Raw genomic sequence first — 12069 nt, forward strand, 5'->3', positions numbered from 1 at the left:
GTGCTCGCGCCAACGCTTTAGGCGACGTGATACAGCAGCGATGCCTCAAATCCGCGCAACGTGTAGCGTGATAGTGGATCGAGCGTGTCTTTCAACTCCAGCTCGGGGAAGAGTGTAACGATTTCCTCTCGCGCGGCGGGGTCGACGGCGTTTAGCGTTTCTGTGCCGGGGTAGAGCGTTTCAGTAGGGCATCCTTCGGCAAAGACAATCTGGTGGCTGTCACACAGAAAGTGGTAATACCAGACGAAGGCACACGGTTTGATACGAATGGTGCGATCATTGACCAGATGCTTGGCGGCAACCAGAACTTCGGACTGACCAAAAAGCAATTCGGACGTAGGGCCGGTCACCAGCATTCTGTGATTTTGGGAAACGGCCATCGGCCTTATGTTTCCGAGTGCGCCTGCCGCGATATGAACCGGTGCATTGTTGCCCGTTCCGGCCACCTTCCGACCGGCGATCCACCGGATCTGTTGCGGTCCGTCATCCAGCGTATTGACCAGATCACCCTCTTTCAGACTTTCGATATAGCGCGGACCCGACGGTGTTTCGATCAGTGTCCCACGTGTGAAACAGACAAAAAGCAAATCATTGAGATCATCCGAAAACGCGCCGTCAGCTTCTTCGTCGGGCGAAATGACACCGTCGTCGTTGACATCAATGTCTTCGTTTGTCGCGATCCTCAATGGGCCGTTTATGGTTGCAAGCGTGCCGAGGATGTCGATACCTGCGGCGAGTGCAAGATCGCCGAGAACAGGAGCGTTCGCATCGGTCGAGGTCAGCCCGCTGGCATCGAATTCCAGATAGCGGTCGCCCATATTATTGCGTCCGGCGTCGATATCTGCTGTGCCGGTATAGGTGTAACTGGCTGTCTCGTAGTAGTAGTCTGTCGCGTTGTCGTAGACGGTAATGCCGGTGATAACAGACTGACCGGTCAGAACGCCATCTACGGTGACACTCGTGACAGTAAAGGCAATGATATCGTCCCCTTCAAACACAGCATCACCGTTGTGTATGAAAAGGTTACCGCCACTTCTGGCGTTTGTATTCGTCTGTGGGTCGCCTATGATGCTGAAACCATTCAGCAAAAGCGTTGTTTCTGCCATCAGCCTGTTATCAAATCTGCTCTCGAATTGTTCGACCCTCTGTGTGGTCGTTAAGAGCACCCTAATCTAAAACGCGGTGCTTGGTGGCATCCTTAGGCTTTTGTTAAGCCTATAGATGAAAGCAGAGTCTTTTGCGCAACAGGCGCTTGGTGCTGGCAGGGGGCGAGGTGTAGGGCAGGCGGGCCGCTTGATTGTATACAAAGATAGACTTTGCACATTGTCCGTCGGGCACATATTCAAGCCAAAACCAATGTGGAGGAAACCCGATATGGCATTGCTCAATACAGTCGACCCAACAGGACTTGAAGAATTCTCAGTTGTATTCACGGACCGTTCGCTCAACAGCATGAGCGGCGCTTTCCAACAGGTGATGCGCGATATCTCGGAGATGCTCAAAGATGTGTATCAGGCCGATGCTGTGGCCGTCATCCCGGGTGGCGGGACCTATGCGATGGAAGCGGTTGCGCGGCAGTTTGCCCGTGGTGTCGATGCTTTGGTCGTGCGCAATGGCTGGTTCTCTTACAGGTGGTCACAGATCATCGAGACAGGCGGCCTTACCGCGAAGACGACGGTGATGAAAGCTCGCCAGCAAGGCAATTCAGCCACATCTCCTTTCGTGCCCGCAGACATTCAGGATGTGGTGGCTGCCATCCACGAGGAAAAGCCGCAGGTTGTTTTTGCACCGCACGTAGAAACAAGCGCCGGTGTTATCCTACCGGATGATTATGTAGCCCAGATGGCCAAGGCCGCCCATGATGTGGGTGCGCTGATGGTGCTTGACTGCATCGCGTCGGGCTGCGCGTGGGTCGACATGCGGGCGCTGGGTGTGGATGTGTTGATCTCCGCGCCGCAAAAGGGGTGGTCGGCGTCTCCGGCAGCCGGGTTGGTAATGATGTCAGCACGCGCCGAGGCGCGTCTGGCCGAGACAACCTCTGACAGTTTCTCGATTGATCTGGGCAAATGGCGTGCGATTATGAAAGCCTATGAAGACGGCGGCCATGCGTATCATGCAACAATGCCGACGGACGCGCTGCGCATGTTCCGGGACACGATGATCGAGACCAAGGAGTACGGGTTCGAGCGGCTAAAAGAAGCGCAGTGGAAGCTGGGTGACGGCGTGCGCAAGATGCTGGCCGACAAGGGCGTGCAATCTGTTGCAGTCGAAGGATACGGCGCACCGGGTGTGGTGGTTGCCTATACCAGTGACCCCGATATCAAGACCGGCAAGAAATTTGCAGAGCACGGGATGCAAATCGCGGCAGGTGTGCCGTTGCAAGTTGGCGAGCCGGACGGGTTCAGCACCTTCCGGTTGGGTTTGTTCGGTCTCGACAAGCTTTATGATGTGGACGCCACGCTTGGACGCTTGGCATCGGTTGTCGACGAAGTTCTTTAAATGAATGGTTCGGGGGTGGGCGGCTGCCCACCTTACAACCCGTCAGCGCATGCCTAGCCCCATCTGCATCAGCAGTTTGCGCACAGGGGCCATCGCATAAAGCGCATCCAGTCCGGTTGCACGGATATCGCGGGCCAGCGGGCTGCTGGCCTGCGAGACGCGGTTGAGCATATCGATACCGTTTACCCGCAACTGGATGTCGCCATAGCGGGCCTTGTGATACGCCTCCAGCATAGTGGCACTGCCTAGATCTTCGGGGCTTTTCTGTGCCAAACCGAGCAAGGTGGAGACGTCTTTCAGGGACATATTCAACCCTTGCGCCCCGATAGGGGGCAGCACATGCGCGGCCTCAGCAATCAGCGCCACCCGCTCACCGTTCAACCGTGCGGCATGCTGGCTGATGATCGGCCAGCAGTTGCGTGGACTGGCGAGGGTAAGTGGCCCGAAGAGACTGCACGAACGTTCTGTCATCTCTGCTGCAAAAGCGGTCACATCCATCTCGGCTCGCGCTTGCGTCAGTGGGCCATCGTCCATCCAGACAATCGCAGAGCTTGGCATTCCGTCGCGGTCCGGTAGCGGTACCAATGTAAACGGCCCGCCCGTCCGATGAATCTCGGTTGAGACATTCTCGTGCGGGACGGGGTGCGTGACGGCAAAGGCCAGCGCCTTCTGACCGTAGCGGCGGGTTGTCACATCAATGCCTGCGGCCTCGCGCATCGGACTTCCACGTCCATCCGCGGCGATCACCAATGGCGTTGTGATGCTGGTGCCATCCGTCAGTCCGACTTTGGCTGAGGCGGTTCGGGTGAAAAGCGAACGGGTGCCGGTCCCGGGGCGGAAATCCACGTTCGTTAACGCCTTGAGCCGAGCAACAAGCGCATGTCGCAACAGCCAGTTAGGAAAGTTCCAGCCGAAAGGCTGCTCGGATATCTCGGATGCATTGAATTCCCGCACCACACGCGGTTCCGCCACTTCTCCCCCCGCATCAACGATCCGCATGATCTGCAACGGGGCGGCGTGAGGGGCGAGTTCATCCCAGACGCCGGCGTTTTCGAGAACTTCACGGGCGGGTTGTAGCATCGCGGTTGAGCGCATGTCGGCGCCTGCTGCATCGCGTTCGGTCACAGGCGGTGCCGGATCCACACAGATAACGTTGAACCCGGCGGTGCCAAAGGCTGCTGCCGCTGTCAGTCCGGCAATGCCGCCGCCCGAGATCAGGATGTCGCAATCAAATTTCATGAAACATATCTAGTCGACAAGCGCGGCAAGGAAACGGGACAAATCGTCCGTATGATACTCAATGTGCGGCGCGCTCAACGGCTCGGGGGCAACATGCACTGTCCGCATGCCCATCTGGTGCGGGGCTGCCAGATTTCGGGGATCATCTTCGAACATGGCGGCACGGTCTGGTGTCACCCCGTCCAGTGCAAAAATCCGATCGAAAGCATCACGATCGGGTTTTGGCAGAAAATCTGCATGTTCAACGCCGTAGACGGCATCAAAGAGGCCCGAGAGACCGCGCGCGGCCAGCACACGCTCTGCATAGGGTGCGCAACCGTTGGTATAGACGATGCGGCGACCGGACAGGTTTTTGATGCGAGAAGCAAGGTCGGGATCCGGCGCGAGGCTGTCCATCGAGATGTCGTGCACATCGGTCAAGTAAGGCGCAGGATCAACGTCATGCTCGCGCATCAGCCCTGCGAGCGTGGTGCCGTGGGTCTGCCAATAATGCAAACGCAGGCGGTCCGCTTCGGTCCGGTCCACGCCAAGCGCATTCATCACCCACGCGGTCATACGGACTTCGATCAGGTCAAAAAGTCGCGCGGACGGCGGATAAAGCGTGTTGTCCAGATCAAAGACCCAAGTATCAACATGTGAGAAGGCATCGCGTGGCATGGCCGCCGTGATAGGCGCTAGACTGGACCGGCGCAAGCGGCTGGCTGGCGGGCGGGTGGTGCTTGCGCAAACGGGACGGGTGGCTAAGGTGTGCCCGACACAACGGGACGAGAACAGCTTATGCCGATGACGGGGCCGAAACCTGGCAATACCGATGCCTACTCCATGATCCTTGATGCGATCGATGGGGGCACTTACCGTCCGGGGGACAGGTTGGTCGAAAGCGAGCTGGCGGAGCGGTTTAGCGTTTCGCGTACGCCCATCAGGGAAGCATTGCAGCGGCTCGAAACGCAATCCCTGTTGGCCCGCCAGGGACGAAGCCTGATTGTAGCTTCGTTGGATCACAACCAGACAGCAGAGCTTTATGTTGTGCGCGGCGAGTTGGAGGGGCTGGCGGCACGGTTGGCCGCGCGCCATGCCACTGCCGAAGAGGTTCGGGTTCTACGTGAGATGGTCGAAGCGGATGACGCGTTGATAGAGCAGCCACATGCGCTGTCGCGCAGCAACCGGCGGTTTCACAAACAGGTCCATCTGGCATCGCATAACCGGTATCTGGTACAGCAGCTGGACCTTGTTTACCGTTCAATGGCCCTGATGGCGACGACGTCGCTTGCGGCCGAAGGGCGGGGTGAAATTGCACAGGCGGAGCATGCCAAGATCGTGGCGATGATTGAGGCACGTGACGAAGACGGCGCTGATGCCGCCTTGCGTGAACATATCTCTGTGGCTTTCGTGACACGGCTCAAGCAAGAGGCTGCGCGGCTTGAGCGGGAAGGATAGTATCGGACGTTGGTGGCGTGACGCCGTGCTCTGTCTTGTCCCAGAAAAAGGGGCTTACCACGAATTCGTGTAATCCCTTGAACGCGGCCAATGCACCCAAAGGGTAATAGAACGGCGTAGTGAAGACCCACCACATCAGATGCCTATGCTCCTTGCCGGAGACAGCGAGGATCGACAGGCCAAGGTTCAAAGTCGAAGATAGGATAAAGACGCCCACCATGGACCACAGGACCGGTGTGCCAAGCGTTGTCTCAATCGGGTGACCAAACCCCAATGCCGCAAGCCAGAACGACCATAACAGTGGCGCGCAGGCGAATTGCGATACCGTGGCCAGTAGCATTGTCTGAAGCCCCAGGAAACGCAACCACCCTAGATCGGCCAGCAATTGCATGGGGTGGCGCATGTGGACACACCACGTAATCAAAAACCCTTTGAGCCAACGGGAGCGTTGCCGCACCCAAGGCCACAGTCGGCAATTCGCTTCTTCATGTGTGACAGTAGGGAGCAGTTCCGTGACATAGCCGCGGCGGGCCAATCGCACGCCGAGGTCCGCGTCTTCTGTCACGTTATGCGCGTCCCACCCGGCCAGCTCTTCAAGGATCGCGCGGCGAAAGAAAAGCGTTGTGCCGCCCAATGGAATGACCAGCCCCAGACGTGCCACCCCGGGCAAAAGAACCCGCCACCATGACGCATACTCGATGGTAAAGCAGCGCGATAACCAATTGGATTCGCTATTATAATAGTCAAGGATGCCCTGAAGGCAGGCAACATTTTCCGGCGCTTTGTGAAAGCGGCTGACGACGCGTTCGAGCTGGTCCGGATCAGGCGCGTCTTCCGCATCCCAGACACCGATGATGCTGCCTTTGCAAAAATCGAGCGCGTAGTTGAGTGCGCGCGGTTTGGTTGTCAGTTTGTCAGCCTCGGGCACCTCGACCACGCTGATCCACGGCGGCAAGGCCGTGCGTGCTAGTGTCTCGTGAGTAGTTGTATCGCCTTCCTCAAGGACGAGTACGACATCCAACAGGGATTTGGGGTACGTCAGCCGCGTGAGGCGGGCAATCAAGGCACCGGCGATTTCCTTTTCCTTAAGCAGGGGAACCAGCATAGAGACACGCGGTAGACGGTAGGGCATGGCATGGCGGGGAAAAAGCGCAGGCGGCGTTTCGGTGGCCTTGTGCGCGATCTGTGACCAGAGTGCTGCCGACTTAAGTGTTGTGGTCATCAGCAAAGTCACAAAGGCCCAGAGGATTGCGACGGTCAGGGTCCAGAGCGGCGCTATGACTAGTAGCGCAATGAGAAACGCGATTATTGCCAACGCCCATATGGTCCGGCTGTGGCCCGTGATCTTCCAATTGCGACAGCTGATGGCGGCAGGCACCCGGCGGGCAGCCTGCTGCGCCAGCTCCGCCCCGTAAAGGCGGGTAATCTCGTTCTGGATTTGCTGTTCGTCCGCGATGACCGGTAAGATTGCGGGAACGCGGTCGCCCAGGGCTGTACGAAGGGTTTCGAATTCATGTGGCCTGCTGGTTGCAACCAGAAGCACACCCGCCATATCCATCCATAGCACCGCGCGAAACTGAAGACACAGCCCCACAGGCAAGCGCGCGGCGAGGCTGGGGCGCGCCGGATCATCACGTAGATCGACGATCTGTGTGTTGTGCTGACGGCTCAGCGCTTCAAGAACGTCGCGGCGATCTGCCAGACCCTCGGCGATAAGGATCTCGCCTAAAGGCGCATCGACATGACGTTGAAGATCCAGCGCATGCACCAGATCGCTGCTGCTGATAATACCTGCCTCTACCAGATACCGCCCCAAGGGCATGGGGGGATCAACGCGGCGGGCAAGTTGCGGGTCCAGAAGGTCTAGCCGCAGGTTACTCATAGGAACGGTGCCTTAACTCAAATGTAAGGCACCTTAATCACAGCGTGGTTAATGCAGTGTTAATGTTCGGGCTGGTCGCAATTGCGATCAGGCTGGCGCTTTGTTCTTTTCTGCCATTGCGGCTGCAAACCGTTCGAACAGGTAATAGCTGTCTTGTGGACCGGGGGAGGCCTCGGGATGGTGCTGAACCGACCAGACCGGGCGGCCTTCCATACGAATACCGCAGTTTGAGCCGTCAAAAAGCGAAACATGCGTCTCAACCACGCCTTTTGGCAGCGTTTGTGCATCGACAGCAAAACCGTGGTTCATCGAAGTAATCTCGACCTTACCGGTGTCGTTGTCTTTTACCGGATGGTTTGCGCCATGGTGGCCGTGGCTCATCTTGATGGTCTTGGCCCCCAGTGCGAGTGCAAGCATCTGGTGTCCCAGACAAATGCCAAACATCGGCACATCCGTCTTATCCAGAACGTCGCGGATCATTGGCACGGCATAGGCACCTGTCGCGGCTGGATCGCCTGGACCATTGGACAGGAATACCCCGTCAGGATTGTGCGCCATCACGTCTTCAAAGGTGGCAGAGGCGGGCAGTACCGTCACTTCGCAACCGGCTGACGCGAGACACCGCAAGATATTGCGCTTGGCACCGTAATCAACTGCGACAACCTTGTGCTTGGGTTCGGTTTGGCGGGAATAGCCGTCAGGCCACGCCCAGCGCATCTCATCCCAGCGGTAAGATTGTGCACAGGTGACATCACGGGCCAGATCGACACCTTCAAGACCGCCAAATTCGCGCGCAGCCTTGATCAATGCCTCGATATCAAAGTTTCCGTCAGGATCATGGGCCAATGCCACATGTGGCGCACCTTGATGGCGGATGGCGCGGGTCAGCCGCCGGGTATCAACACCACCGATTGCGATACGGCCACGCGCAGCAAGCCATTCCGACAGGGGCTGCACGTTGCGCCAGTTCGACGGGTCGGTAGGCATCCACTTTACCACCATACCTGCTGCAACCGGATCACCGGTTTCGTCATCCTGCGGATTGGTGCCCGTGTTGCCGATATGCGGGAAGGTAAAGGTCACAACCTGACCCGCATAAGACGGATCGGTCATAATCTCCTGATATCCGGTCATCGCAGTGTTAAAACACAGCTCGGCGACGGTCATTCCCGTGGCCCCAAAGCCCATGCCGTAGAACAGGGAACCATCCGCGAGGGCAAGGCAGGCGGTAGGGCGTGTCGGTGCGTTGGAAGTGGCAGACATCGGCGCAGTCTCCGGCAGCTGGAAAGGGATAAACGATGCAGTAGATATCGTTCGGCCATGGCAGGGTCAAGGTGTGAGCGAAAATGAGATTTTATTATATATCATGGGCTTACGTCGGGCGAGGGGCCATTGCACCATGGCTTGCCTTTGTCTATGTTCGGAAACTCGGATTTGAACAATGACAGGATACCCCCCAGATGGTTCTGCGCACACGCATCTCAGAAGCTCTCAAACAAGCGATGAGAGACAAGGACGCTGCACGTCTGTCCACTTTGAGGCTGATCAACGCCGCAATTAAGGACAAAGACATCGACGCTCGTGCCGGCGGCAGCGACGAGGGTGTGCCAGAGGCAGATGTACTGTCGATCCTCGGCAAGATGACCAAGCAGCGGATGGAATCCGCACGCGCCTATGAAGAAGGCGGTCGCCTTGATCTGGCGGAGCGGGAACGCTCGGAGATCGAGACCATTGAAGAGTTCCTGCCACGTCAGTTGAATGAAGAAGAGACCAACGCAGCTGTCGATGCAGCCATTGCCGAAATTGGGGCGGACAGCATCCGCGACATGGGCAAGGTGATCGGGAGCCTCAAAGCAAAATACACCGGTCAGATGGATTTCGGTAAGGTCGGTCCGATGGTGAAAGACCGCCTAAGCTAAGATTGACGGTTTGTTTATCGATGGGCCTGGGTTCCCATCGGAGTAATTTATTTAATTACATCAAGTTCTTGCCGGCCTGTCTTGATGTATCACGTCAGCGCCTCCTGACGGACGGTTTTGCTCTCGAGAAGCATAGCTGAAAAGCGATAACCCGCATCATTCAGGTCCCGCGCAAAAGACTGCGTTGCAATTCATCGTAGAGCGCCACGCGTTCTTCCTCGCTCAAAAAACTGCCGATTTCGACCTCGCGGCCTTCTCCGCGCAGGGTGACATAGTGCGGCACAGGCCCGTCGCGTTCGTACTTGAGCACCTGCGTCCAATACCGGTTGCAGTGCCATTCTTTCACTTCGCCTTTCGGGTTTGTGTGGATCAGACGCGCGCTGTCGGCATCCAGCGTCAGTACCTCTTCGATCTGGCGGGATTTGTAGTTTGATTGCAAAGCGAGATAGATCCCCCCCACGGCCATCAGCACAAAGGGCAGCATCCCCCACAACAATACAGTTCCCAGTAAGGTGAAGATCGGGATCAGGATCAGCGTAAAGGTTGCCAGAACGAAAGCTGCAAACCCTCGCGCGGGCAGGGACTGATGCGGCCACAGGCGCATCTCTTGCAACTGGGCATCAGGCGCGGTTTTCCATTCGTAGGGCATGAGTGTCATCCTTTGGATGGCAAAGGATAGCGCGCCTATGGTGCGCTGCAATGCGACAGGATGCGGCAGGTCAGGCGTACTCGATCAAATCCCATCGATTGCCGAATTTATCGGCAAAGACAGCGACCGTTCCGTAAACTTCTTGGCGGGGTTCTTCCTCGAATGTAACGCCGGCTTTGGTCATGCGGGCGTGATCGGCCGCAAAGTCCTGCGTTTGCAAGAACAACCACACGCGGCCCGCGCCTTGGGTTCCGATCGCACTACGCTGCGCCGGAGTAGAGGGCTCCGCGAGGATGATCCCGGTCTGGGCATTGGCAGAAGGGGCAATGCGGACCCAGCGTTTGCTGCCCTGATCAATGTCGTCGATCAGCGTGAAGCCAAGGGTCCGAGTGTAGTAGGCGATGGCCTCATCATAGTCGGGAATGATGAGCGTGAGGGCGGAGAGTTGCATAGCGGTCTTCCTGTACTGTCGGGATCTGCATAACATCTGCGGCGGCGGGCAGGAACAGTTCGCGGTTGGGACTCCGATGCACCGCGTGCAAAGCTACCCGCACTTCCTGATCCATCGGCACTGCTCCCTAGGGAGCAGTGCCAGATCATGCTCAGGTCAACCTCCGGCGAAGCCGTGGCAGCCTTGAGAGGACCAGCGTGTCCAAAGCGAGGACGGTGAGCAATGCCAAACCCGCCATGGGGAATGCCATAGATACGGCCAGGCCCACCAGAACCGCGCCTTGCCACAGGGGCAACTCTTTCGGCATTGGCGGCGCAGAGAGGCGTCCGGCGTTGACCGGTCGGCGCTTCCACCACAAGACGACTGCACTCAGGCACAAGAACAGAACAGAGAGACAGACCACAGTATTAGCCAGTACGCTCCAGAACCCAAGTGTGCCCATGTGCAGCGCGATGCCAACGGCCATCGCCTTGCCTGCAAGCGAGTAATCTTCAAACCGGACATCCGCCAGTATCTTGCCAGTAAACTGATCGACGTGAACAGTCCGGTCCGACATCGGATCAGTGCTGTCGGTGTTCATTGAATCCCGGCTTAGCGTCCAGACACCTGTGTCCGACTGCGGCACATTCAACTGATAGCGGGCGTCAAACCCGATCTCACGCGCAAGCATATCTACCGTATCGATGCTAATCGTAGCCGCAGTAACACCTTCCGTGCCTACATTGCTGCCAGATGCAGGCATAGGGGTTTGCTCAAGCGCCCAAGGCACCTCGCGACGATTGTGGTTCATGCTTGCGTGGGTTTCATCAGACAACGGTACATTGTCCCACTTCGCCGCCGGAAACTGGCTCCATGCCTGCACCATCTTGCCGCCCCAGATACCGGCCCAGGCCAGCCCCGAGATCAGGAAAAACACGAGGAAGAGCGAAATCCAGATACCGACAACACCATGCAAGGATTTCCACAGCGCGCGTCCTTGGCCAAAGCGGGGGATCAGCGCCCTGCGCCAACCGGCTTCGCGCGGCCACCACATGTAAAGACCCGTGGCAATCAGGACCAAGGTAAGCGATGCCGCTGTTTCCAGCATGCGGTCACCGGTTACGCCAAGCATCAGTTCGCTATGAATATTGTCGACAAAATCGTACCACCCGCTGCGGCGCGGGAAAGTCTCGATCACCTGAGCGGTGTAGGGATTAACCGCAACCATTATGGCATCTCCGTCCGCATCTACGCGGAACAAGGCAGCAACGTCGTCAGTGCGCGGTGCGACATATTGCTTCAACTCGCCGTCCGGCACGGCTGCGACGGCCGCTTGTGACTGAACCGATACCGGCTGCACGATCTCTTGAGGGACCACAGCAGTGCGTTCACCATCCCGCCCGTCAATCCATGCGATCCACAGCATCGACATGCCGGTAATGGCAAGGATCGTAAGAAACGGCAGGACGACAAGCCCCGCATAGAAATGCCAGCGCCAAGCGGCGAAATAGAGTTTGTTCACGCCGCCCTCGGGCTGCGCATTGATGTTCGTAGATGTCATGTGTCGGCTCCAAGCCTTGAGACCCGCGTGAATGCGGGCAAAATTTGAACTTTGGTTTGTGATAAGTTCAGGCTTGGGGTGGGGCGCGGGTCTGGCGTGCAGGGTCAAGCGGTCGGCTGTTGTGAAGCCGTTTCGCGACGAAGGTCAGGATACGCGTCTGATCGCAGCGTGCCACCGGAACGCCATGCGCATCGCGTGGCAAGAGAGCAGCGCCAATCAAACGGCAGGCTTCGCATTTCTGACCTTGTGTTCCGTCCTGCTCTCCTGCTGTGCCGCAAAGCTCTGCCAAGGTCCCGCCGGCAGCAACATAGGCCTCAAGTTCCGGTGACAACGCAGGCCGCGCACCGGTATGCGCAAATGCGGACACCGCCATCGCCACAATGAGGGCGAAAGATATAAGAAGCTTGCTTATCATCCGGGTCGTGCTGCGCATGGGAAGTCGATTATATTACT

General features: G+C 57.7%; 12 protein-coding genes. 3 read left to right on the top strand and 9 right to left on the bottom strand.

The features are described 5' to 3' along the window. Positions 1-17 precede the first annotated feature (17 nt). On the bottom strand, positions 18-1106 hold the full coding sequence (locus tag Z946_RS21165) for a Hint domain-containing protein (RefSeq protein WP_025056903.1): 1089 nt from the start codon (positions 1104-1106) through the stop codon (positions 18-20). A 268-nt stretch (positions 1107-1374) separates the two neighbouring features. On the opposite strand from Z946_RS21165, the gene Z946_RS0116900 reads away from it, so the two are divergent. Continuing rightward, positions 1375-2499, top strand: a complete 1125-nt coding sequence (locus tag Z946_RS0116900) for an aminotransferase class V-fold PLP-dependent enzyme (RefSeq protein ID WP_025056904.1) — start codon at positions 1375-1377, stop codon at positions 2497-2499. A gap of 42 nt (positions 2500-2541) precedes the next feature. On the opposite strand, the gene Z946_RS0116905 is transcribed toward Z946_RS0116900, so the two are convergent. Continuing rightward, entirely contained in the window at positions 2542-3738 is a 1197-nt protein-coding gene (locus Z946_RS0116905) for a UbiH/UbiF family hydroxylase (RefSeq protein ID WP_025056905.1), read from the bottom strand. A gap of 9 nt (positions 3739-3747) precedes the next feature. Beyond that, positions 3748-4395, bottom strand: coding sequence for a pyrimidine 5'-nucleotidase (locus Z946_RS0116910; RefSeq protein ID WP_025056906.1), 648 nt, complete (start codon positions 4393-4395; stop codon positions 3748-3750). A gap of 126 nt (positions 4396-4521) precedes the next feature. Between Z946_RS0116910 and Z946_RS0116915 the strand changes: the two genes are divergently transcribed. Further along, positions 4522-5175: a GntR family transcriptional regulator gene (locus tag Z946_RS0116915; RefSeq protein WP_025056907.1), complete on the top strand. Its 654-nt coding sequence runs from the start codon at positions 4522-4524 to the stop codon at positions 5173-5175. On the opposite strand, the gene Z946_RS0116920 is transcribed toward Z946_RS0116915, so the two are convergent. Then, entirely contained in the window at positions 5138-7057 is a 1920-nt protein-coding gene (locus tag Z946_RS0116920; RefSeq protein WP_025056908.1) for a glycosyltransferase family 2 protein, read from the bottom strand. The genes Z946_RS0116915 and Z946_RS0116920 overlap by 38 nt on opposite strands. Before the next feature lie 87 nt (positions 7058-7144). Then, positions 7145-8320, bottom strand: coding sequence for a glutamine-hydrolyzing carbamoyl-phosphate synthase small subunit (carA, locus tag Z946_RS0116925; protein WP_025056909.1), 1176 nt, complete (start codon positions 8318-8320; stop codon positions 7145-7147). 197 nt (positions 8321-8517) lie between these two features. Here carA and Z946_RS0116930 point away from each other — a divergent pair, with 197 nt between their 5' ends. After that, the gene (locus tag Z946_RS0116930; protein WP_025056910.1) at positions 8518-8976 is read left to right on the top strand and encodes a GatB/YqeY domain-containing protein; all 459 of its coding nucleotides are present in this window, start codon (positions 8518-8520) and stop codon (positions 8974-8976) included. 160 nt (positions 8977-9136) lie between these two features. Here the strand turns inward: Z946_RS0116930 and Z946_RS0116935 are convergent, their stop codons facing one another. From Z946_RS0116935 to Z946_RS0116950, 4 genes are all read right to left on the bottom strand, one after another. Then, positions 9137-9625, bottom strand: coding sequence for a DUF2244 domain-containing protein (locus Z946_RS0116935; protein ID WP_025056911.1), 489 nt, complete (start codon positions 9623-9625; stop codon positions 9137-9139). A gap of 70 nt (positions 9626-9695) precedes the next feature. Beyond that, positions 9696-10076 carry a VOC family protein gene (locus Z946_RS0116940; protein ID WP_025056912.1) on the bottom strand — a complete coding sequence of 127 codons (381 nt, stop codon included), beginning with the start codon at positions 10074-10076 and terminating at the stop codon, positions 9696-9698. 151 nt (positions 10077-10227) lie between these two features. Beyond that, positions 10228-11616, bottom strand: a complete 1389-nt coding sequence (locus tag Z946_RS0116945) for a PepSY-associated TM helix domain-containing protein (RefSeq protein ID WP_025056913.1) — start codon at positions 11614-11616, stop codon at positions 10228-10230. 67 nt (positions 11617-11683) lie between these two features. After that, the gene (locus Z946_RS0116950; RefSeq protein WP_025056914.1) at positions 11684-12049 is read right to left on the bottom strand and encodes a hypothetical protein; all 366 of its coding nucleotides are present in this window, start codon (positions 12047-12049) and stop codon (positions 11684-11686) included. Positions 12050-12069: the final 20 nt, after the last annotated feature.

Origin of the sequence: Sulfitobacter noctilucicola (assembly GCF_000622385.1) — a bacterium.
In the GTDB taxonomy this organism is placed as follows: Bacteria; Pseudomonadota; Alphaproteobacteria; order Rhodobacterales; family Rhodobacteraceae; genus Sulfitobacter; species Sulfitobacter noctilucicola.

Coding starts and splice junctions, on each gene's coding strand:
- Z946_RS0116905 (WP_025056905.1), bottom strand. CDS start 3,738: ATGAAATTTGATTGCGACATCCTGATCTCGGGCGGCGGCATTGCCGGA.
- Z946_RS0116915 (WP_025056907.1), top strand. CDS start 4,522: ATGACGGGGCCGAAACCTGGCAATACCGATGCCTACTCCATGATCCTT.
- carA (WP_025056909.1), bottom strand. CDS start 8,320: ATGTCTGCCACTTCCAACGCACCGACACGCCCTACCGCCTGCCTTGCC.
- Z946_RS0116910 (WP_025056906.1), bottom strand. CDS start 4,395: ATGCCACGCGATGCCTTCTCACATGTTGATACTTGGGTCTTTGATCTG.
- Z946_RS0116935 (WP_025056911.1), bottom strand. CDS start 9,625: ATGCCCTACGAATGGAAAACCGCGCCTGATGCCCAGTTGCAAGAGATG.
- Z946_RS0116900 (WP_025056904.1), top strand. CDS start 1,375: ATGGCATTGCTCAATACAGTCGACCCAACAGGACTTGAAGAATTCTCA.
- Z946_RS0116945 (WP_025056913.1), bottom strand. CDS start 11,616: ATGACATCTACGAACATCAATGCGCAGCCCGAGGGCGGCGTGAACAAA.
- Z946_RS0116950 (WP_025056914.1), bottom strand. CDS start 12,049: ATGCGCAGCACGACCCGGATGATAAGCAAGCTTCTTATATCTTTCGCC.
- Z946_RS21165 (WP_025056903.1), bottom strand. CDS start 1,106: ATGGCAGAAACAACGCTTTTGCTGAATGGTTTCAGCATCATAGGCGAC.
- Z946_RS0116930 (WP_025056910.1), top strand. CDS start 8,518: ATGGTTCTGCGCACACGCATCTCAGAAGCTCTCAAACAAGCGATGAGA.
- Z946_RS0116940 (WP_025056912.1), bottom strand. CDS start 10,076: ATGCAACTCTCCGCCCTCACGCTCATCATTCCCGACTATGATGAGGCC.
- Z946_RS0116920 (WP_025056908.1), bottom strand. CDS start 7,057: ATGAGTAACCTGCGGCTAGACCTTCTGGACCCGCAACTTGCCCGCCGC.